The organism is Prolixibacter sp. DSM 2831 (assembly GCF_056493735.1).
This window is the reverse complement of sequence record NZ_CM151379.1, coordinates 1,669,756-1,691,688: the sequence shown is the minus strand read 5'-3', so window position 1 is coordinate 1,691,688 and position 21,933 is coordinate 1,669,756. Positions and strand designations below refer to the sequence as shown.

Genomic DNA, 21,933 nt, shown 5'->3' with positions numbered 1-21,933 from the left:
AATCAATGAATTTCCTGTATCATTTTCATATGACCATCCGGACACTCAGGCATAATTTGAGGCCCACTCTCCTGCTCCTCATTTCCATGTCGGTCGGACTGGTAACCTTCATCCTGGTTTCCGGATACGTGTCATACGAACAGCAATACGATCGGGTCTTTCCCGATGCCAAGAACATTTACCGCATTACAACCGATCTGTATTCCGATGGTAAACTTCAAATTTCCATCCCCGAATGCGAACGGGATATGGGAAGTTCATTGAAAAAATCGTACCCGGAAGTAACCGAAGCCGGGTTTTTGGCCCAAACCAGTAATCCTCAATACAAAATCGGTGAAAATATTTTCAAGGATACAAAGGTTTATTTTGCATCGCCGGGACTGCTGAATATTTTCTCTTTTCAGTTACTACAGGGCGATCGTTCGCAAGTATTGACCGCTCCTTATACTTCTCTTCTGTCGGAATCGACAGCCAGAAAGTATTTCGGCAATGAAAATCCGGTTGGCAAAACGATCACCAAATATCCGGCTTTTGAATACCAGGTGGTAGGTGTTTACAAGGATATTCCCCGGCAGGCGCACTTTCATCCCGACATGCTGCTATCGTTTCACGACCAGATGCACCTTCCTCCTCCCATGAAAGCTCCATGGGGAGAAACCGATTTTTACACTTATCTGAAAGTGCATCCCGGAACTGATTTACAGGCTTTGGAGCAGAAGATGAATCAACTAGCGATGACCCATAAAAAGGATTATTTCGAAAAGAATAACCAGTTGCATGTCTACCACCTGCAACCATTGAAAGACATTCATCTGCACTCACATCTGAAACAGGAACTGCAAACCAACGCCCGTGCCGACTACCTCTACATTCTGCTCATCATCAGCTTGCTGATTGTACTGGCTGTCGGACTCAATTACGTACATTTTTCCTTTACCCGGGCACTCAATCATGCTTCAGCTACCGGATTGAAGAAAGTATTCGGTGCCAACCGGAAAACACTCATCGGGCAATCGCTGACCGACTCATTGGTCATTCATGCGATAGCGACAGCAGTTGCTTTCCTGATCTGCATGTTACTTCTACCGTTTATACAAAACCAGTTTGGCATCACGCTCGATTTCTCACTACATAATCGGTTATTCTGGTTTGGTCTGGGAAGCATCCTCTTACTAAGCATGATTGTTAACGGCATTATTCCCGGTTTCCTGATAGGACGTTTCCGTAGCCTCGATCTATTCCAACTCAAATACAAACCGCTGATGCCCGGTATTTCCTTCCGGCAACTGTTTGTTGTGGGGCAGTTTGCCATTGTCATGGTCATTATCATCGGCATTATCGGTATCAACAAACAGGTGAATTACCTGAAAGACAAAAACAAGGAATTTAACCTGGAAAACACCATCGCTGTTAAGGTTCCACAAAACTTCCGTCGAACCTCACAACGCATCAACAACCTGGATGCTTTCGAACAAGACCTTCTGCGGAATCCCAACATATCCGGTATTACGCAAAGTAACCGGATGCCGGGAGAAACAGCTGCCTTTAACTTCAGCTTTTCAGAAAAAGGAACAGAACGGTCAGGAAAAGCAGCTGTTCTGGTGGCGGGAGTCAATTATCTCAAACTTTTCGACATCAAACTTCTAGCCGGAAATGATTTTGAGCCACACGCCGAAAATGTCGACGAAGGGTGCATCATCAATCAATCGTGCCTCAACTTTTTAGGCTATAAGAATCCTCAGGAAGCAGTGGGCAGAGTTCTAAAACTAACAGACGAAAGTGCCCTGCAAAATATCGAATTGAAAATAAGAGGTGTTTGTTCGGATTTCAATTTCCAGAACATGCGCGAGAAACCCGGCCCAATGATTCTCTTCGACTGGACGAAAAACATGATTTGGGGCAACTATTTTGTGAAACTTAAGCAAGCCAATATTGCTTCTTTCATCCCATTTATCCGGAAGAAATTCCAGGCTACATTTCCCAATTATCCGTTCGAATACCTGGTAATGAATGATTTTTACAATCAACAGTTTTTCAAGGAATATCAACTCATCAGAATGCTGCAGGCTTTTGTTCTGGTAGCGATTCTCATCAGCGCTATCAATCTGTTTGCCATGGCCTGGTTTATTGCCATTGCCCGAACGAAGGAAATCGGCATCCGCAAGGTAAATGGAGCCAAAATATCGGAAGTGATGACCATGCTGAATAAAGATTTCATCAAATGGGTAGCCATTGCTTTTATCATTGCCACGCCGATTGCCTGGTTTGCCATGAATAAATGGCTCGAGAACTTTGCTTACAAGACCAACCTGAGTTGGTGGATTTTCGCGGTAGCGGGAATGCTAGCCATCGGAATTGCCCTGCTCACCGTTAGCTGGCAAAGCTGGAAAGCGGCGACACGGAATCCGGTGGATGCGTTGCGGTATGAATAGTAAAATCTGTCAAAAAATAAGATAGTAATCGTCTGATTATCATACAACGAACACAATCAAAACAACACACAAAACACTGATAACAAATCAACTACATTGCTCGGCATACTAATTGATTTGTGATTGCAGATACATTATCAAACTGATTTTAACTTGCTTAATCTGCATTCAAATGAACGGGCTCAATTGGAAAATATCGCTTCGCAATCTTTGGCGAAATAAAACATTCACACTCATCAATGTTCTCGGTCTTGCACTTGGCTTCACCGCCTTTATCATCATATTTCTGTTTATTCGTTATGAGTTCAGCTGGGACAAAACCAATGTAAATTACGATCGGATTTACAGGGTGCAGCGGCATTATTCTAAAACAGCTTTCGCCATGGATGGAAACGACATCTCGCCTCATTCCCGTCCCATTACCGCTTCCCTGCTTGAAAAGTATCCCGAATTTGAGCGAGTCACAGTCATCCGTGAGAACTCCGGCAAGTTCCTGTCAGCCGATCGGGAACACCAGTTTTACGACGAAACAGGTATCTGTGCCGACTCCAATTTCTTCAATGTATTTACCTATCATTTCATCGAAGGCTCTCCCAAATCGGCATTAACAGAACCGTTTACCATCGTGTTATCGAAGAAACTGGCAGACAAATTATTCAAAGGTGAAAAAGCAATCGGGAAGTCGGTAACAGTAGAAAAGAAATTCGATGTAAAAGTGACTGGTGTGTATGTCGACCTTCCGCTAAATTCCAGTGTCCGTCCTTCCTATATCATCTCATTTTCTTCTTTGGCAAGAACAGCCAATATTCACCGGAATGACATGTGGGTAGGCGATTGCATGAACTATGCGCTCCTGAAGCCAGGAGTTGACTACAAAAAAGTAGAATCCAAAATCAAAGACAGTTTTGCTGAATTTAAAGGCATCGAATTGGAGGAGATTCAACTTTGCCCAATGTCGAAGATTCACTTGAGCTTCAACGATCGAAACGATTATTATATCGTCCTTTCCCTGTTTAGTCTGATTGGATTATTCATCCTCCTGATGTCGGCATTTAACTATATGAACCTGACCATAGCACAAGCATCCACAAGGGGTAAAGAAATTGCTGTTAAAAAAATTAATGGAGGCAACCGGCAGTCGCTGATTTTTCAATTCTTACTTGAAACATTGATATTAACCACGATTGCTGTTATACTGGCACTGATTATCACGCAACAGGCACTTCCCTTTTACAACAGTATTGTTAACACAGATCTTCAGTTCAGTCTTTTATACGACTGGAAAATCCTCGGTCTGATTATACTGACATCCGTAGGTATCGGATTATTATCAGGCATTTATCCGGCTTTCTTTATGTCTTCACACAAGGTCATCTCCCTTTTCCGTGGTGATTTTTTCAAAATAAGAAATGAGAATTTCAGTATGCGGAAAACGTTGGTAACTATTCAGTTTGCCATCACTGTTTTCCTGATCTGCATTAGTTTATTCGTTACAGCCCAAATAAACTACATGACTAATAAAAACCTGGGATTCGACAAAGAGAATTTGTTGTATGCGAGGTTAACGTCATCAGTGGAAGGCAGAAATTTTGAAGACTTACGGAGCCGTCTGCTTCAACACCCCGAAATCATCAATGCATCTATGTCGAAAACCCTTCCTTTTGTTAATTACAATGGCGGGATGCTCAATTGGGAAGGCTCCAATCCCGATGAAAAAATATTCTTCCGTCCCAACACGGTTACCTACGACTTTGTAAAAAATATGAACATCACCATTTTGCAGGGAAGGGACTTTTCACGAAATCATCCGGCCGATTTAGGGCGAAACTGCCTTATCAATGAAAGTGCCCTCAAGTGTTTTGGCTGGAAAGATCCTATCGGGAAACGCATCAACGATGGGCGATGGACGGTAATTGGAGTAATGAAAGATTACATTTACAAGGACATGCACAACGGCATAGAGCCGGCCGTACTCTTGCTTGCCTCAGGAGATATGGCAGGCGACTGGACCTTTGCTTTTCGCTATGCTCCGGGAAATTTGAAGAAAGTCAAACAAATTCTGGATACAGAGTTCGATCAGTCATTCCCCAACGACCCATTTGAATTTCATAATCTGAATTCAGCTTTCGCGAATGAGTCTACGTTCAAAATCTACCAGGTAATTAAAAATTCCATTTTAATATTCACCTTCTTCAACATCGTGATTGCGGCCATTGGATTACTGGGGCTGGTTTCATTCACCACTCTTCGGCGGACCAAGGAAATCGGCATCCGGAAGATCAATGGAAGTTCTGTAATACAAATATTCTTCATCCTGAATAAAGAATTCTTTATCCTGATGGGAATTTCTCTATTGCTTGCCTGGCCGGGCGCTTACATGGTTTACCGTTCGTTCCCGGGAACATTTAAAATTCCGCTGCAAATTTGGATTCCGGGTGTCTCAGTACTTCTGATCTTGCTAATCGTATTGATAACAACCGGGTACCAAACCCTTAAGGCTTCGAGGCGTAACCCGGTAGAAGCATTGAGGTATGAGTAATTAGTAATGGTGTGATTTCTGTTTTTCAGCACCATTGATATTCATTATCCTGCCGGACACATATTCCTCGTAGTTGAAATATAATGACAATCAGCGCAAACAAGAAGTACATCCCTTTTGTTATCAAAACTAGTTTTATTTCCGAGCCTGAAACATTGAATTTAAATCAGCAATTCACTAAGGTTATTCAGCTCTTTGTTGTTAGAAGAAAAAACGGTAGCTTTATTTTCAATTCGACCAAAGCACAGCTATCTAACACTCCAGCCTGCACTTATACGTAAATCTTATCTTTCATAAGGTTTGAATATTTTACATAAAATACCTATAAAATGAAGAAAAAAGCATTATTAATTTTGAGCTTCTTCCTGGTGTTATCAGTTGCAAAGGCTCAAAAACCATCTAATTTTTACACTACTAAACTTTCCAACGGATTGGAAGTGCTGGTTATTGAAGACCACAGCGTGCCATTAGCTACCGTTGAAATCACAACCAAAAACGGCTCCTACACCGAACCGCCCGAATTCAACGGGTTAAGCCACTTGTACGAGCATATGTTTTTTAAAGCCAATAAAGACTATCCCAGCCAGGAAGCCTTTATGGCCAAAGTTCACGAGCTCGGTATTGTTTTCAACGGCACAACCGGAAACGAGCGGGTAAATTACTTTTTCACCCTTCCCAAGAGCAAATGGACGCAAGGTTTGCACTTCATGAATTCCGCCATCCGTTATCCCCTGTTTCTTCCGAAAGAAATCAAAAAAGAAAATATTGTTGTCGACGGCGAGTTTCAGCGACTCGAATCGAATCCCTTCTTTTTACTATCCGATTCAATGAAGCATGTGCTGTGGGGAAATTTATACTCTCGTAAGAATCCTATCGGTATCCATCACATCATCAGGACCGCTACACCTGAAAAAATGCATACCATTCAGCATAAATATTACTGGCCCAATAATTCCATGCTAATCGTTAGCGGCGACGTCAACCACAAAGAGGTGTTCGCTAAAGTCAAAGATATTTTCTCCAGTTGGAAACCCTCAGGTTTTGACCCGTTTAAGAAATGGCCCATTCCTGAATTCCAACCGCTTGATTCCACCAACTATTTTGTGGTTACATCACCCTACGCACGTGTTCCTATCATGATGTTGGAATGGCAGGGACCCGATACCCGTCGCGATGTGCACGACACGTATGTTGCCGATGTTTTCTCTACTATCCTGAGCCAAAACTCGAGCAAATTTCAAAAAATGCTGGTCGATAGCGGATTGGCCCTGCAGGCAAATGTTGGTTATCAAACACTAAAATATACCGGACCGATTAGTGCTATCGTCGTTCCTAATCCAACGAAAGTAGCGGCCTGCGCCGAAGCAGTAAAAAAGCAAATTTCGATGTGGGACTCGCCCGACTACATCACCGATCAACAATTGGAAAACGCCAAACGTCAGCTCGAAATTAACCATCTGCAGGAATCGGATGTAACTTCCGATCTGTCGCATACGATGGCTTATTTCTGGTGTTCCGCTTCTTTGGACTATTACTATAATTACATCCCGAACATCAAGAAAGTGACCAAACAGGATCTGATTAATTATGTCGATAAATACATTAAAGACAAGCCCTACGCTGCCGGATTGTTGATTAATACCAAGTCGGAAGCCTTGTTGCATCCTGCGACTTTTTGGAAGAAATAATCACAATTGCCATTATCAAAATTAAAACACTATGAAAATTCAAAAATATATATTCGTTATGTTGCTTGTGTCCTTATCACTGGGGGTACAGGCCAGAAATTCGGTAAAAGAAATGACGGTAAATGGCTTAAAGGTTGTTTTTATGCCGTCGTCGAAACAAACCGTTGCAGCTATTATGTTCTTCAAAGGGGGAACCGCAAACTATGATGCAAAACAGCAAGGAATCGGGGCGCTAACCCTGGCTGCTACTTCCGATTGTGGTACGCAGAAATACGCAAAAGATGCCTTTAAGAATATGGCCGACAAATATGGCGTTAGTGTAAACGGTTCGGCGAGATATGACTATGGAGCCATCAGCATGGAATGCGTTAAACCTTATTTTTCAGAGGGATGGAAGTTGTTTTCAGAAGCTGTCAATCATCCCGTATTCGAGCAAAAAGAACTGGCCTTATTGAAGCAAAAGCTGATTGCAGGTATCCAAAACAGGAAAAGCAATCCGGACAATACACTGTCTGATATGTGTATGAAAAATACATTTCAGGGTACACGTTATGCCTACCAGGTTCCCGGAACCGTTGAAACAATGAAGGCTTTCACACAGGATGATGTCAAAAACTACTACAACAAACTACTAAATGCCAACAAAATGGTACTGGTTATTGTGGGGAATTTGAAGGAACAGGACATCAGGAAAATGGTCGAGAAGGATTTCGGCAACTTGCCATCAACTCCGGTTAAGCCAATGCCTGCAGCCATTGCAACCACCATCGATACCAACTCATTGAATACCGAAAGTCGAAAATTGTCGACCAATTATATCCAGGGAATGCTGGGCGCACCGGCTTTTACCTCTCCCGATAGCTACGCTTTCCGGTTAGCGTTCAATATCCTGAGGAATAAATTATTCGAAGAGGTAAGGACCAAACGCAATCTGTCGTATGCTCCGCAAGCGTTCTCCTCGACCGGTTTTATCCCCTATTCTGCAGTGTATGTCACCACAACCAAACCCAACGAAGCGGTAACCGTAATGGTGAACGAAATGGATACTTTGAAAAACGACGGCTTTACCGACGTCGATTTGAGAAATTCGAAAAGTGAGTATACTACTTACTATTTCATGGGAAAACAATCGACCTACAACACGGCCTACTCGTTGGGCGTTGCCAAAATAAAAGGTTCGATAGACATGACAACTCACTTTATCGACCACATCGATGCAGTAACATTGCCGCAAATGCAAAAAATATTCAGCGAATATGTCAATGGAATTAACTGGAACTATCTTGGCGATGAATCCGTGATTGACAAAGACGTTTTCAATAGAAAAGTCGAATAGAAGAGTATCGTTTATTCAAACAAAGTCAGCCGATAGATACCACTTCTGTCGGCTGATTCTTTTTTTACAACTGCCAGTCGTTTTTGTTTTTGCCTTTGCTGCTCACCGGTACGGTCTCCAAATGTTCGGCAAGGTTGCGAACCAGTCCATTAACCGAACCGTCCTCGTTTAACTCGAAACGACTAATGCTGGTGTTCTCCGGCGCATCCCAGCGGGAATACGAATCATTGTCAAGATTGTGCAATGCCGTCCAGAAAGCACGGATTAAACCACCATGACTCATGGCAAAAACCTTCTGCCCTTCATGTTTTTCCTTTAGCAGGGAAAGAAAAGCTTTGGCACGCACAATCAAATCTTCCGAGGTTTCGGCTCCTTCCGGCAAGTCCATCTCATTCCAGTTTTTCGGAAACGGCTTTCCCTGCCATGCTGCCAGGTAACGCTCCCGTAAAAGCGGCTCCGGTATAATCTCGTATCCGGGATGAAACCGGGTAACTTCTTCCGTCGTCTTCATCGTCCGTCGCAGGTCGCTGGAATATATCACATCGAATTCTTCATTCTTTAAATATTCAGCCAAAGCCCGGGCTTGCATCATTCCTTCTTCACTGAGGGTTCCGGGTGTTTGTCCCTGACAAATGCCCTGCGCATTTTCAATCGTCTCACCATGCCTAATCAGCCAAAAATCAATCATTATTTTTCTTTTGCTTAATTACCAGCTAAGGAAACGAACATTCGTGTGTTAAGTGCAAAATTATCATCAACACTACCTTAAATCACGAAAAGTCCGCCACACGAAATCATTTCTCCTCTAAACTTTTAAGCACTTCGGTGTAGTGCTGCATATCTTTATTATCCGGTTCCGCCAGGCGGTAAATCGTCAGTATTTTCGCCAGATGAGGAATATCTTTCTGCCCCGCCAACTGTTTGGCATACGAGTAACAAACAATGCCCAGAAAGCCCCCCAGACGCTTGTAGGCCATGCGCTGCATCGTATTCGGTTCTGTAGCCATTTTTCCGTGCAAAGCCGAAATCTCCTTCTTCCACCAGTTTTCGTCTTTCGAAAACAAAGATTGAAGGAACACCTGTCGCCGATTGAATTCAAACTGCAGGCTAGCTGTTAACTGCGAAATTTGTTCCTGATAGGCAGACCGGCGGGAAAGTTCGTTTGTCAGGGTATCGAACGAACCAGCATTGTCAAAAGCTTTCACCGATGCCATGTTGCGGGAGATACAGGCAGCCTGCAACAGGGCTCCTGCTCCGGCCAAGGAATCGATTCGTGCATGCTGTAATTTAGTAAACCGTCGAATCTGCTGCTTATTGTCTTTTTTTCCTGATTCAGCCGACAACCGGAACCATCCGAACACGTTATTTAACCTGCTTTTATCCGGCCAGGCATGCGACGCTTCTGTCAGTTCGATGTGGACGTTGGAAGGTGTTAACGCCGGCTTGAGAATATACTGAACCATCTCCGGAAAATTGAAATCATCCATCCCAATGAGTCCCATAACAGGACAGCTTATTGCCGTCAGTTGGTCCGGGCTGGCAAAAGCTCCGCAGGCCATTACCCCGTCGACCTGATGTTTTGCTGCATATCCCAGCACCATGCGAGCTCCGCCCGAAAAACCGGCCAGGTAGATTTGCTTTCCAACCGGGAAACGCTTTTGTACATCAGCAATCAACTGACTCATTTCCTTCATGTAATGCGGGTCATCATTCTGAATGAGATTGGAAGCCACCAACACCGCCGGATAAGTTGTGGCCGCTTCCTTCAAATGTTTCATTGCCGTTTGTCCCGAGCCATGCGGGTCGATGGCAATCAACAGAGGTAAACGAGTATCCGCTGACGAACGGGCAGGAACAAATACCTCGTAGGTATGCCCCGGTTTCGACAGACAGGAATCGGTTCGTTCCATCGCCGGAACCGGTTTATTGCTTTTATGGGTTGATTGGCAGGCAAAAGTAACGCCGGAAAGGGTTAACGCCAGAAACAATTGGATAACAGAAACAGGACGCATAATTCTCATCATGATTTTTCGATGGCTAAAGGTAATCATACAGGCACGAATCAGACTTGAAACGAGCGGTTTTCAAGAAGAAAAAGGAATAAATTACCGCTTCCGGCTACGGGATAACACCCGTACGCCCATCAGGATGAAAATAACACCGGCCAGCCATGCTACCACCACGTTGTCGTTAATGAGCTGTCCCCCGGAAAAGAAAATATAAAATCCGAGCACAGCCAACAGGCCGCCAATAGTGAAATTGACATAAGCATACTTCTTCGAACTCCGCGGAATATAAATCCAGTGTGGATAGGTTCCGCCCGTAAAATAGCCATCCACGTACATTTTGCTAATCCATTCGAGGTGCTGATCAATGTAACTTCCGGTTTCCGTTTGCCGGTCAATTTTACTCACCTGCCACATTTCAGTTGGGGTATTCCGGAAAGCGGCATAGTTCGGTGATAACTTTTTCAATTCGCTCAGACTTTCATCGACAGCGAGCAAATCTTCCCATTTCACATTCCGTACAAAATCGTTTTCACTCCGAATCGCATCGCGGCTCAGCAAAAACAGCTCGCCCCTGGGTGTCCGGTAAGCAAACGTAACGGGCTTTTTCTCGCGGACAACGTGATACGTAGTAATAAAGGGAGATATGGAACGCATAATTTTCATAACCAATTACTTTTAGCTTCTACTAATTGCTACGAGTAGAGGCCCCGGTTAGGTTTCGGCATATACCGTTAAAAAGGAGTAAAACCGGTGAATTGGATGTATGCACAAAAAAGCCCCGGATATCGACTTCGTATCCGGGGCCAAATTCTTTTTTTTTGATAGAAACTTATTCGTCCCAATCGAGCCAGGCCGAAACCAGCCAAAAATTCATTTTGTCTCCATCGCGAGGTTGTGCTTTGGGAATGCTGAAGGTAATCTGATGCGTGCCGGCTGCAATGGAATCCAGCGGAATAGTAACCGGTGGCACATCTGTTCCGGGGCACCAGTTGGAGCGCGAATAATCAGACGAGGCGATCGGCTCTTCCATCTCCTTTACTTTGTATTTGCCCGCTTTCCAATCAAGGTATTGTACCTTTCGTTTCTCGAGCCAAACACCCGAGCTGGGATTATAGCGCCGGAACGATGCACAGTCGGTACGCCAGGGAATGAAATCGTATACTTTTTTCCCGTCCAGCGAGATAATGTTCTCTTTCTGAACAAACTCGTCGCCACCGTCATCGCCACCATGCCCCGTAACGATATATTGCAAACGCACATTTTTTGCTCCTTCCGGGATGTCGACATTGACGTTGATATTCTTTCGGGCGAAGATATCCGGGTATCCCTGCGGACCGATGTAATAAACGGTATTCAGCACCGGCTCAGCGTGGGTTGGCTTTTGCACATCGCAGGGAATATAACTTTCGTCGAAGTCGAGCGTGGCACTCAGCTGGTAGCCTTCCTTCGTCCAGGTATCCACCCACACACCAATCCACACGTCGCCTTCCAGCTGCGAGATACGGTCGGTGACATCTTCTTTCCACTGAACTTCCTTCGCCCATTTATCGATATAAACCGGCTTTCGTGCCGACGTAGAGTCGCTGTAAAAACCTACGCCAAACGGCGTCATGAAACGAAGGAGTTCAAGAACCGGCTGGTAATCGTCACCGGAAACAATGCCCTGCAAACCTTCCAGTTCTTTTCCCGGTTCGGGAAACTTCTTCTTTCCGGTCCATATATTCATAAAATTGGTCGACGAATTCTGCGGTATCACAAACAGCGAACCGGACTTGTCCCACCGGTCGCCATGCGATTTCAGGGTAACCGTCGCCGTTACTTTCACCGACCTCTGAAAATTAGGCACATGGATTTTCTTCAGCAACAAGCGTCCGTCGCCCAGATGGATGATACCATTGGCATCCGGTTGAATGCTGTCTTTCGGATATTTCCCCGGCACAAAATTGATCACCTGGTTATCGAAAACCAGATACGTCTGGTCTCCCACTGCCGGTATTTGTTTTGGCCCGCACGACGATAGTAGCAATAGAGCCAACAGATAAAGAAAGCTTCTTTTCATATGATTCAACAATTGTTTGGTTAAGAATATTACAATTCAAAATCGAGTTTTCGAATCAGTTCAATGCCCTCCGGCGTCACTTCGGCCTGCATCGGAATGATTTCTACGCCTTCCCGGTAGGCCTCTCTAAGTGCCTTACCATATTCCGGGTCAATTTCATCAGCCGGACCAAAGTGTTCTACGTCCATGCGCTGAATAATGTACAGCATCACCGCACGCATCCCCTGTTTCTTCACTTCCACTAGTGTATTCAGATGCTTACGCCCGCGTGTGGTCACAGCATCCGGGAAAAGTGCATCTGGTCCCACTTTCATGGTTACATTCTTTACCTCAATGAAACAGGTTTCTCCCTCTTTTTGCGCCATTACATCGAAACGACTGTCGCCGAATTTTACTTCCCGCTTCACGGTATCGTATCCGCTCAATTCCGGAATTCGGTTGTCCCGAACCGCTTCGAAAGCAATTTTATTAGGATTATTGGTATTGATTCCGACCCAACGTCCGTCGATTTTAATCATCTCCCAAGTGAATTTTGTCCTTCTTTTCGGATCGTTGACCGGTGTAAGGTACACCTCTGCCCCCTCTTCCAGGCAACTTTTCATTGTCCCCGAATTGGTACAATGGGCCGTTACTTCAGTCCCGTCATCTAACTCCACATCAGCTAAAAACCGTTTGTAACGCTTAATTAAACGACCATGTACCAGTTCTTCTGCAAATTTCATGTATTACTGTTTTTCTCTCATTTGTATTACCACTGCCGAGGTTTTCCTTTGTCAGGCAAACGCTATGTTCAAAACTACACAATACCTTGTTTTCCGTAGAAAACTTTATAAAGTTTGTGCGTCCGCCCAAATACAGTTTGATGAAAAATTTACCTCAATCGCGGAGATTTTATTAATCAAAATGTTATTTTTTTGTGGGAAGACTGTTTTAAATCAGGAGAATGCCGTAACTTGAAGATGTACATAAATAAATTCTAACCCTTTTTCAATAGCATGCTTTACCCCCAGACAACTGAAAGACGAATGAGGCTTCATCCGGTTACATTGCTGTTTACAGGTCAGGAAGAGACAGAATCCAAATTTAAGAAACAGTATTTCATCGAGTCGTTACCACAATTTCGATTTGCGTTTCTGCTGTTAACGATTCTGTATGCCGGATTCAGCATTGTGGACTACCTGTATATTCCCAATCGCTTAACAACGTTCCTGTTCATCCGGTTTGGTATAGTACTGCCCCTGATGGCCGGTACTCTGTTTCTTTCCTATTCCCAATATTTTGAAAGAGTATGGCAGAGCTTATTGACCCTTTGCTACATTGTTGCCGGTGCGGGAATTAGTTATATGCTCATTCTCGAACCGCAAAATTTTAGTTACTATGGTGGCCTGATGCTGGTGTTTGCGGCCGGTTACTTCTTCATTAAACTACGCTTTTTGTATGCCTCCATCGCAGGATGGATTGTACTGCTTGCTTTTGTTGTTGGAAAAGTCATTGCACAACAGACGTTCTCGGAACTATTGGTCATCTCTATTTTCTTTTTCACCGCCATGAATCTGATTGGCATGTTCGGCTCCTACTATCTCGAGTATTACTCGAGAAGGAATTTCTTTCAGCATCAGCAAAGTCTGGAGCAGCAAAACTTGCTCAACGAGGCTCACCAAAACAGGGAAAAGGAAATTCAACAGCGCACACTTGAGCTCAAACAAAGAAACAACCGGTTGGAACACGAACTGGAACGCAGTCGGATTATTGAAAACGAATTGATTCGTGTAAAAGAAAAAGCGGAAGAATCTGATCGATTGAAAACAGCTTTTATCACCAACCTGAGTCACGAACTACGTACGCCACTGAACTCTATTATCGGATTTGCCTATCTGTTGTCCGACGACGATATTGAACAGAAAGAACGCTTCGAATACCAACGAATCATACATCAGCAAACCGATCAGATGCTCAGCCAAATCAATGATATCGTAGAGATCTCGAAGATTGAAAGCGGAAGATACGAGATCGACTTTGTTCAGTGCAATCTTAAAGATATATGCCAGGATGTAACTGAAACGATGAGGAAGCAACTGTTGCCTGAAGTCGAACTAATCATTGATGAAAAATCGGAAAAACAAATCATTCCGGATGTTAAGACCGATTGCGACCGGTTGACTCAAATCCTGAAGCAATTGATTTCGAATGCTATCAAGTATACGCAAAAAGGAGAAATCAAGGTCGGATATGGCATCAACCAACGGGAGCGCCTGCTGGAATTCGATGTAAGCGACACCGGCATTGGCATTTCGGAAGAGAACCGCCAGAAAATATTTCAACGCTTCACTAAACTCGATCCGTTTGCTCAGGGAACCGGATTGGGACTTTCGATATGCAAAGCGCTTATCGAGCAAATGGGTGGTAATATCGACCTGGAATCGAGTCCCGGAAACGGAACGACTTTCCGGTTCAGTATTCCATACGCACCTGTTGAAACGCCCGTCAGTTAGCTCCGTGTCACCTTTAACCAGGCGCTAAATTGTGCACTATCGGTCGGCGGGGCCATAGGCAAAATCCCTTCGACAATTTTCCCGTCAACTATTTTGGCCGGAAATCGGGACATTTGTTCCGTCATATCACGGTTAAACCTACCCGGTTTGCCAAAGTTAATTTCCCAACGCCCGGCACTTTCGGGAGAAATCAATTCGCGCAATTTTAGCGTCAGCGCTCCCATGTTGTAACGGCAGTTGATTTCGAGGCAAGGATGCACCCGGAGAGCATTCTCAGTATCACGATAAAGAAGCATATCGACGCCCAGCCAACCAACATATTTATTAGAGAAATCACTCCCGGAAAGCTTTTCCTGCAACAACTGCCTGACAAGCGGCAAATGTTCTGACAAAAAGCTGATCTCCCCAGTTGAGAGACCGGGAGGTATATCACGAATATAGTTTCCCTGGTAACGTCCGGAAGTATCAGTTAAAAACGAAGTCTGTCCGTGATAAGCAACTTCTCCCTTCCCTTCCGAATAGAATTGCAGTGACAAATCGGCCACTTTGTTCAGCCATGGTTCTACCATCACAAAGCCCTGCCGTTTCAAAAATCCGGAAATAACCTGTTGATTCGATTGGTTGAACTCATTTTCTCTCAACATTTGAATTCCCCTTCCTGATGCGCTCCAGGGAGATTTAACGACCAACCGTCCCCACCGACTTTGTAAGGCGATGATTTCATCTAATTCGGTGCAAGAAACCGGACATCTTTCTTCCGGTAACAACCAGTCGTTCTTCCCGACAGCGTTTAAAACTTTCGTTAATACTCCGGCTGCTGCTTTCCGGCTGTATATATCACGAGAATCCAGGTTCCAGTTGGCCACCGGCGAGTTTTGGAATTCATCGGAACAACTATCTTTCAAAGGCGCCAGTCTTCGATGAACCGCCGGACTCCATCCCCACGGATACAAAAATCCTTTCGGTTGCTGACAAAATTGTTGATCAGCAAGTGCCGCATCTTCTTTCAGAAAGGTTGGAAGCTCCTTCCCTGTTCTTTTCCATAAGTTTACAAAATCGTCAGAGGGAACTTCGTGGACGAGGACAACATCCCTGGGGGAAGCAAAGAACATTGGCAAAGTGCTCAAATCCTTCTCAAACTGAACCAATCGTTTAGGAGGCATATAATTGGGATCGCCATTCGCAATCGCCAGCTCATTCGTCGGATTATAGAGGTATACATCGGAAAACATGGAACAAAAGTACCGCAAAGAAACAAACGAATAGTGCCAAAGGGACAAAAATCCCTAACTTGGCAGCACAAAAGAACATGAATTCAGCAACATGTCACAATGATACTCTAACAGACATTCTGCTGACATATTTCAACGAATACTTGAAAGGTCTAAAAAATATAATCAGATGAAAACACCTCGATTTTTAATATGCCATCAACCATTTGCTTCGGAAGATGAACCGGCTGAATTCGTTTTGCATAACGCCCAGCCTCGTTTTCTCGCGAAAGCAGAAGCACTCGATTTCGAAGAACTGGAGACCCGACCCGATAAGCCTTTCGGCGATGTTCTTTATATCAATAGCGAAGGAATAATGGAAATTTATCGTCTGACTGTCACTGAGTTTTACGACCGCGCCGATGATGACGATATTCTCCAGGTATTGCTCCAGGGAGGACACGATTTTTATGTCAGCTACCTGGACCAGGTTGCTGAAGATGAAGGCGAAAAGCCGGGACATCCTGTTAAAGACTTCAATAAAGAACTTCCCGGGTTGAAAATCCTTCAGGCTCCCGATAGAATCACATTGGTCTATAATGGCCTGGTTTCCGACTTTAACAGTGAAGAAGAGTTGGATGAATTTCTCGAACAGGATTTAGGAATCACACAATCCATGCTTGATCAGGGAATCATCAACAAATTCGAATAAATTCTTCAAAAAAATTTAGCCCCCCGGCGTTTGCGTAAAATGCCGGGTTTATTTTGCCCTAATCTCCGTTACTCCCCCCTTTTATCTGATTTTTCTCATATAAAAAAAGAAGATTTATCTATCCAAGTCCCCTTTTTCATTTTCACAAATCCTTACATTAATATTAAATTTTTCATTTTTACATTACATTTTGTCATGTGTTTGGTGGTTTTTTAAAGAAATATGTATATTTACAACAACAAAAGCTTTCAAAAAGAGTTATTGTAGATATCAGATAAACGAATTATTAAATACCAAACAATCGATTTATTATGTGTGGAATTGTCGGTGTATTTGACCTGAAAGTAGATTCGCAGCAGCTGCGGCCCCAGGTTTTGGAAATGTCCAAGAAGATTCGCCATCGCGGTCCGGATTGGTCCGGTATTTTCTGCGAGGACAAAGCCATTTTGGCTCACGAGAGATTATCCATTGTCGATCCTTCATCCGGAGGACAACCGTTGTACAGCAAAGACGGTAATTTGGTTCTGGCTGTGAATGGTGAAATTTATAATCATCAGGGGATTCGCGACCGCTACAAAGACTCGTACGAGTTCCTCACCAAATCAGATTGTGAAGTAATCCTTCCCCTTTACCGGGAAAAAGGAAAAGACTTTCTGGAAGAGTTAAACGGAATTTTCGCCTTTGCTCTTTACGATAAAGAAAAAGATGAATACCTAATTGCCCGTGACCATATTGGTATTATTCCGCTATATATGGGCTGGGATCAGCATGGAAACTTTTATGTTGCTTCCGAGCTGAAATCGCTGGAAGGCGTTTGCAACAAGATTGAAGAGTTTCTGCCGGGCCATTACTGGTCAAGTAAAGAAGGCGAGATGAAACGCTGGTACCAACGCGACTGGATGGAGTATGAAAACGTGAAAGACAACCCAGCCTCTATTGACGAGCTGCGCGACGCTTTGGAAGCAGCGGTTCACCGTCAGTTGATGTCCGACGTACCTTACGGCGTATTGTTGTCCGGTGGTCTCGATTCGTCGGTTATTTCCGCTATCGCGAAGAAATACGCAGCGCACAGGGTGGAAACACAGGATGAGAAAGATGCGTGGTGGCCACAGCTGCACTCGTTTGCCATTGGACTGGAAGGTTCACCTGACTTGGCTGCTGCGCAAAAAGTAGCTGATCACATCGGTACCGTTCACCATGAAATTCACTTCACCATCCAGGAAGGATTAGACGCGGTGAAAGATGTGATTTATCACCTGGAAACCTATGACGTAACTACTGTAAGGGCCTCCACTCCAATGTACCTCATGTCGAGGGTCATCAAATCGATGGGCGTAAAAATGGTACTTTCAGGAGAAGGCGCTGACGAAATTTTCGGTGGTTACCTCTACTTTCATAAAGCACCCGATGCCAAATCTTTCCACGAAGAAACCATCCGAAAGCTGAGCAAACTGCACTTGTACGACTGTTTGAGAGCAAACAAATCATTAGCCGCCTGGGGAGTTGAAGGACGCGTTCCATTCCTCGACAAAGAGTTTTTGGATGTGGCTATGCGCCTGAATCCCGAAGCAAAAATGGCAAAAGACGGCCGTATGGAAAAATGGGTTGTTCGCAAAGCATTTGAGGATTACCTGCCTGATAGCGTTGTGTGGCGCCAAAAAGAGCAGTTCTCCGACGGTGTAGGCTACAGCTGGATTGACACCCTGAAATCCATCGCAGCAGAGGAGGTAACGGACGAACAGTTGGCCAATGCCAAATTCCGTTTCCCGGTTAACCCGCCGATGTCGAAAGAAGAATATTTTTACCGGGCCATTTTCAGTGAGCATTTTCCGTCGGACCAGGCAGCTGCCTGTGTTCCGTCGGTACCATCAATCGCCTGCAGCACGGCTGAAGCTCTTGCATGGGATGAGTCATTCCGGAACAGTGCCGACCCAAGCGGGCGCGCAGTGAAAACTGTTCACCAACAGGCTTACGAGTAATAAAAATCTGACCCCAAAATTAGTTCACCAACAGCTGCCCGTTCCTGCTTCGGGTGGCTGTTTTATTTTTGAGGCAAATCCTTTTCCATTAGAACACTTAATGTCCCATCAATGATGGCTGTTCCGGTTTCCCGAAAACCAACCTTTTGGTAGAATTTCCGGGCTGCCATTTGCGGTTCTGAAGTCTCCAAATGGAATTTCTCATAGCCACGCGATACGGCCTCATTTTCCAATTGAAGGTATAATTCCCGCGCCAGTCCCGTTCCCTGGTAATCCGGATCGACGCGCATTCGCTTAATCTCCGCCAAATGCCCGGTTGTTTTCCGAAAAGCTCCCATCGCCACAATCCGACCTCCATCGTCGCCTACCAGGAAATAGCCGTTATCGCCACCATATATCGTATCCAAATAGGGTAAATCATCGTCCCAGGGGCCTTCTCCCCGGTACATTCCAATAGCTTCTAGCGCTTTTTGATGCAATCCTACTACCTTATCGAAATCCTCGTTGCGGTACTTCCTGAGTTTTACCATCGTGCTTTCTTCAATTAACTGGATTCACTCCTATTAAAGTCTATTTCATCCAGATTGTTTAGCCAACTGCAGAGAATGTTTCGATAGCGAACATTGAGAAAGTAGTACCTGCATAAAACCAGAAACCCCTCCGATTAGTCATCAGAGGGGAGCACGGTTGAATACTAACAAAAACACCCAAACTTGTTAATATTCTAACTCTTGTCATTGGCATACAACAAGAGCTGCCGGTTTTTCTCCTGTCAAAAAGAAGGTACCGGTGAACCCAATTCACATAAGTGTCACCATGCCAAAATTTGCTACCGCGATATACCCGATACCTGAGGTACACAAAATCACCTAACCGGTAATCCGGCTATCGCACTGAAAGAGAAATACGATTGATGAATCGACAAAAAAGGAAAAGGTTTGAACCGAATAAATCAATTAGCGCTGTCTCCACGGCATTCCCAGCATTTTAATAAAATTGCCAAAAAGAAAACCAATAATTGCCCCGATGATCATACCCGTCCCGAATCGCATTTCGGATGATGCAAACAACTCCAGAACAAATCCGCTCGCGGCACAAAATGCAACCGTGATACCAACAATGCTGCTTTTTCTTTCACTGACTGACATGATTAACTCAATAGCAAGTAAAAATAATATGTTAGTTAGTTTTCGATAACTAAAAATAGTACACTCTTGAATATTTAGCAAATTTAAGATAGACCAGAAAGTTCGTTTTTGTCTAATTTCCTATACTTATTTTTCATAATATTATACGTTTAACGAAAGGATCTGCACATTCACGTAACAGATCGGTACATTCATCAAAAAGTTGGCTATTTTCTAATAATCTTTTTAATACACCGTTTGTAATCCTTTTAAGAAAAACAACAACTCAACTACTTGCCAAATTCAACTGAAATAAAAAAACCCCTCCGAACCAGAGTAGTCAGGAGGGGTGGTCAAACGAAAATGGAAACATTTGAGCCTGCTACGCTTCCATTGGACCGATACTAAAAACGTTATTATGTCATTCATCAATTATATAGCCTCTTATTCAAACGAAAAGATCCATCAAAAAGGATAATAATTCTTTGCAATTACTATCAGTATTTATGAAATCATTTGAGAAAAGCCTTAGTTATTTCCGTTAAACATGGCCTTAATAGTTTGTTTTCCTGAAGATAAGACAAGATGTTCATATTTCAAAATATTTTTATAGAATATCTAAAATTGTTATAAAACAACAAAGAAAGTGAACCAATGCCGTACGGTAATAACAACCATTGCAGCTGGCACTTGTCAAAATGAAAGCGGAATCCCAGACAGGGACTCCGCTTATAAAAACCTAAAAACTTTGCGAAAAGAGAGATTGGCTACTTACTATTAAACGTACAACAACCTGATTTATTGGAATGAATCAAAAAAAAACAGATCAAATTGATGCACACTGCAGCCTTATTTCAATAACCACATTGTTCCATTAATATTATCATCGCCATTGAATTGTCTCGCAACAGCATCCTGCACATTGGCAGCATTGGTGTTATATTCATCCTCGGGATACATCCAACGCACAGGAACCTGGCCATTATTTCCAACCGCACCGCCGGTCAGAAATTTTGGATATCCTGTTCGGCGATGGTTATAAAACTGTTCCCATCCAGTCTGGAAATAAAACTGGATATATTTCTGCGTGATAATGTACCGAATACGCTCATCGAAAGTCGTAGCATTATCAAAATTAACCATTGGTTGATTCAGGTATTCAGCGATAGCATCATCTCCCAAATATGCAGCATATTTTTCTGCATACTTTCGGTAGAAAAGAAACGATGCTTTGATTCCTTCATTATAAAAGGCCTTTGCTTTCGCCAAATCACCACCTTCAATCCAGCCACGAACCGTCGCTTCCGCCAGAATAAACTGCAGCTCTTCGTACCCCATCAATTTGTGAGGCTCGTTCACCGGGTCGTCAAAATAACGCGGATTCACCATGGAAACATATCCTTTGTTTCTCTCGTCGGAAATCGCACCGAATGTCAACGTAGGATCGGCACCACCATATGCGTCAAAATCGCTTACAGGAAGACCTGCAGATACAGCATTCGGATTCGGTTGACAGAAGACAAACAACCGGGGATCCTGGCGGTCCTTCAGCAATTGGACAAAAGTGGAATCCATCCCGACCGAGCCGAATTTTCCCAGAAACTCAAAATAGCGGCTTCCCTTTTGGTCAAGATAAACCAGTTGGCCCGCATCGTCGATACTCTCCATCAACGGCTCGTTTTGATAGATATTCCGAAAACGCGCCGGAATATCCAACGTAGCATCATTCGCTTTATTTGAGAGGTTCATCAAAATACGTAACCGGAAAGAGTTAATCAGCTTACGCCATTTTACAGGATCACCTCCGTAGATAATATCTCCGTCAATATAGGTTACACTTTTCAGACCTTCATTCGCGGCTTTCAGTTCATCCAGCAAAGCCGGAATAATCTTCGATTGCTCATCGTATTTTGGTGCATATACCCCATCTGTTTCCCCTTTTAAAGCATCGGAATAGGGTATATCCCCAAACCGGCGGGTCAACTGGTAAAACTGATAAGCACGGAAGAAATGAGCCAGATAAGTGTATTCAGGTGTACCCTGCTTGTCTGCCTCTTCCATCATCTTTGTAATATTCCGAAGCTGATTGTAGCGGTCAAAATTATCGCGATCCCAGGTATAGTATTGTTCGTTGCTGGCCCCATCGGAGCTAACCATTACCCGCGACGCAAACATCGAACCGGTTCCCTGCCCGTCGAACGCATTCCATGCTATATCTTTCAACAGAAGTTTGGGATGGGTAACCGGAGCATTGTTAGGATTATCATTAATATCCTGCAGTTTCTCACACGAAAACAGCGTGCCGGCCAACAGGAAGAGTAATATCGATTTTTGTAAGAATTTCATGAT

At 43.9% G+C, this 21,933-nt stretch carries 16 protein-coding genes; 7 read left to right on the top strand and 9 right to left on the bottom strand.

Annotated elements, in window-relative coordinates; all coding sequences use genetic code 11:
* Positions 1–5 precede the first annotated feature (5 nt).
* From AC060N_RS06695 to AC060N_RS06680, 4 genes are all read left to right on the top strand, one after another.
* Positions 6–2,432, top strand: coding sequence for an ABC transporter permease (locus AC060N_RS06695; protein ID WP_479526404.1), 2,427 nt, complete (start codon positions 6–8; stop codon positions 2,430–2,432).
* 172 nt (positions 2,433–2,604) lie between these two features.
* A complete protein-coding gene (locus tag AC060N_RS06690; protein ID WP_479526403.1) occupies positions 2,605–4,971 on the top strand; it encodes an ABC transporter permease in 2,367 nt (788 codons plus the stop codon).
* 329 nt (positions 4,972–5,300) lie between these two features.
* Positions 5,301–6,659: a M16 family metallopeptidase gene (locus tag AC060N_RS06685; RefSeq protein ID WP_479526402.1), complete on the top strand. Its 1,359-nt coding sequence runs from the start codon at positions 5,301–5,303 to the stop codon at positions 6,657–6,659.
* A gap of 31 nt (positions 6,660–6,690) precedes the next feature.
* On the top strand, positions 6,691–7,995 hold the full coding sequence (locus AC060N_RS06680) for a M16 family metallopeptidase (RefSeq protein WP_479526401.1): 1,305 nt from the start codon (positions 6,691–6,693) through the stop codon (positions 7,993–7,995).
* Between the two features lie 64 nt (positions 7,996–8,059).
* Here the strand turns inward: AC060N_RS06680 and AC060N_RS06675 are convergent, their stop codons facing one another.
* The 5 genes from AC060N_RS06675 to sfsA form a co-directional block, all read right to left on the bottom strand.
* Positions 8,060–8,683: a histidine phosphatase family protein gene (locus AC060N_RS06675; protein WP_479526400.1), complete on the bottom strand. Its 624-nt coding sequence runs from the start codon at positions 8,681–8,683 to the stop codon at positions 8,060–8,062.
* Positions 8,684–8,789: 106 nt separating this feature from the next.
* Positions 8,790–10,019 carry an alpha/beta hydrolase family protein gene (locus AC060N_RS06670; protein WP_479526399.1) on the bottom strand — a complete coding sequence of 410 codons (1,230 nt, stop codon included), beginning with the start codon at positions 10,017–10,019 and terminating at the stop codon, positions 8,790–8,792.
* Positions 10,020–10,100: 81 nt separating this feature from the next.
* The gene (locus AC060N_RS06665) at positions 10,101–10,667 is read right to left on the bottom strand and encodes a hypothetical protein (RefSeq protein ID WP_479526398.1); all 567 of its coding nucleotides are present in this window, start codon (positions 10,665–10,667) and stop codon (positions 10,101–10,103) included.
* Positions 10,668–10,833: 166 nt separating this feature from the next.
* Positions 10,834–12,063: a PNGase F N-terminal domain-containing protein gene (locus AC060N_RS06660; RefSeq protein ID WP_479526397.1), complete on the bottom strand. Its 1,230-nt coding sequence runs from the start codon at positions 12,061–12,063 to the stop codon at positions 10,834–10,836.
* Between the two features lie 29 nt (positions 12,064–12,092).
* Complete coding sequence (gene sfsA, locus AC060N_RS06655) at positions 12,093–12,785, bottom strand: DNA/RNA nuclease SfsA (RefSeq protein WP_479526396.1); 693 nt, start codon at positions 12,783–12,785, stop codon at positions 12,093–12,095.
* Positions 12,786–13,088: 303 nt separating this feature from the next.
* Here sfsA and AC060N_RS06650 point away from each other — a divergent pair, with 303 nt between their 5' ends.
* Positions 13,089–14,555 (top strand): sensor histidine kinase, encoded by a 1,467-nt coding sequence (locus tag AC060N_RS06650; protein WP_479526395.1) that lies wholly within the window; start codon positions 13,089–13,091, stop codon positions 14,553–14,555.
* On the opposite strand, the gene AC060N_RS06645 is transcribed toward AC060N_RS06650, so the two are convergent.
* On the bottom strand, positions 14,552–15,787 hold the full coding sequence (locus AC060N_RS06645) for a hypothetical protein (RefSeq protein WP_479526394.1): 1,236 nt from the start codon (positions 15,785–15,787) through the stop codon (positions 14,552–14,554). The genes AC060N_RS06650 and AC060N_RS06645 overlap by 4 nt on opposite strands.
* A gap of 169 nt (positions 15,788–15,956) precedes the next feature.
* On the opposite strand from AC060N_RS06645, the gene AC060N_RS06640 reads away from it, so the two are divergent.
* Positions 15,957–16,478 carry a hypothetical protein gene (locus tag AC060N_RS06640; RefSeq protein WP_479526393.1) on the top strand — a complete coding sequence of 174 codons (522 nt, stop codon included), beginning with the start codon at positions 15,957–15,959 and terminating at the stop codon, positions 16,476–16,478.
* A gap of 311 nt (positions 16,479–16,789) precedes the next feature.
* Positions 16,790–18,457: an asparagine synthase B gene (asnB, locus tag AC060N_RS06635; protein WP_479526392.1), complete on the top strand. Its 1,668-nt coding sequence runs from the start codon at positions 16,790–16,792 to the stop codon at positions 18,455–18,457.
* Positions 18,458–18,519: 62 nt separating this feature from the next.
* Here the strand turns inward: asnB and AC060N_RS06630 are convergent, their stop codons facing one another.
* The 3 genes from AC060N_RS06630 to AC060N_RS06620 all read right to left on the bottom strand — a co-directional run bounded on the left by AC060N_RS06630 (position 18,520) and on the right by AC060N_RS06620 (position 21,930).
* The gene (locus tag AC060N_RS06630) at positions 18,520–18,987 is read right to left on the bottom strand and encodes a GNAT family N-acetyltransferase (RefSeq protein ID WP_479526391.1); all 468 of its coding nucleotides are present in this window, start codon (positions 18,985–18,987) and stop codon (positions 18,520–18,522) included.
* Positions 18,988–19,413: 426 nt separating this feature from the next.
* Entirely contained in the window at positions 19,414–19,605 is a 192-nt protein-coding gene (locus AC060N_RS06625; RefSeq protein WP_479526390.1) for a hypothetical protein, read from the bottom strand.
* Between the two features lie 828 nt (positions 19,606–20,433).
* Positions 20,434–21,930, bottom strand: coding sequence for a SusD/RagB family nutrient-binding outer membrane lipoprotein (locus AC060N_RS06620; protein WP_479526389.1), 1,497 nt, complete (start codon positions 21,928–21,930; stop codon positions 20,434–20,436).
* Between the last annotated feature and the right edge of the window lie 3 nt (positions 21,931–21,933).

Bases quoted from the DNA above. Each gene is read 5' to 3' on its own strand.
- AC060N_RS06695 (WP_479526404.1), top strand. From the start codon at position 6: ATGAATTTCCTGTATCATTTTCATATGACCATCCGGACACTCAGGCAT.
- AC060N_RS06690 (WP_479526403.1), top strand. From the start codon at position 2,605: ATGAACGGGCTCAATTGGAAAATATCGCTTCGCAATCTTTGGCGAAAT.
- AC060N_RS06685 (WP_479526402.1), top strand. From the start codon at position 5,301: ATGAAGAAAAAAGCATTATTAATTTTGAGCTTCTTCCTGGTGTTATCA.
- AC060N_RS06680 (WP_479526401.1), top strand. From the start codon at position 6,691: ATGAAAATTCAAAAATATATATTCGTTATGTTGCTTGTGTCCTTATCA.
- AC060N_RS06675 (WP_479526400.1), bottom strand. From the start codon at position 8,683: ATGATTGATTTTTGGCTGATTAGGCATGGTGAGACGATTGAAAATGCG.
- AC060N_RS06670 (WP_479526399.1), bottom strand. From the start codon at position 10,019: ATGATGAGAATTATGCGTCCTGTTTCTGTTATCCAATTGTTTCTGGCG.
- AC060N_RS06665 (WP_479526398.1), bottom strand. From the start codon at position 10,667: ATGAAAATTATGCGTTCCATATCTCCCTTTATTACTACGTATCACGTT.
- AC060N_RS06660 (WP_479526397.1), bottom strand. From the start codon at position 12,063: ATGAAAAGAAGCTTTCTTTATCTGTTGGCTCTATTGCTACTATCGTCG.
- sfsA (WP_479526396.1), bottom strand. From the start codon at position 12,785: ATGAAATTTGCAGAAGAACTGGTACATGGTCGTTTAATTAAGCGTTAC.
- AC060N_RS06650 (WP_479526395.1), top strand. From the start codon at position 13,089: ATGAGGCTTCATCCGGTTACATTGCTGTTTACAGGTCAGGAAGAGACA.
- AC060N_RS06645 (WP_479526394.1), bottom strand. From the start codon at position 15,787: ATGTTTTCCGATGTATACCTCTATAATCCGACGAATGAGCTGGCGATT.
- AC060N_RS06640 (WP_479526393.1), top strand. From the start codon at position 15,957: ATGAAAACACCTCGATTTTTAATATGCCATCAACCATTTGCTTCGGAA.
- asnB (WP_479526392.1), top strand. From the start codon at position 16,790: ATGTGTGGAATTGTCGGTGTATTTGACCTGAAAGTAGATTCGCAGCAG.
- AC060N_RS06630 (WP_479526391.1), bottom strand. From the start codon at position 18,987: ATGGTAAAACTCAGGAAGTACCGCAACGAGGATTTCGATAAGGTAGTA.
- AC060N_RS06625 (WP_479526390.1), bottom strand. From the start codon at position 19,605: ATGTCAGTCAGTGAAAGAAAAAGCAGCATTGTTGGTATCACGGTTGCA.
- AC060N_RS06620 (WP_479526389.1), bottom strand. From the start codon at position 21,930: ATGAAATTCTTACAAAAATCGATATTACTCTTCCTGTTGGCCGGCACG.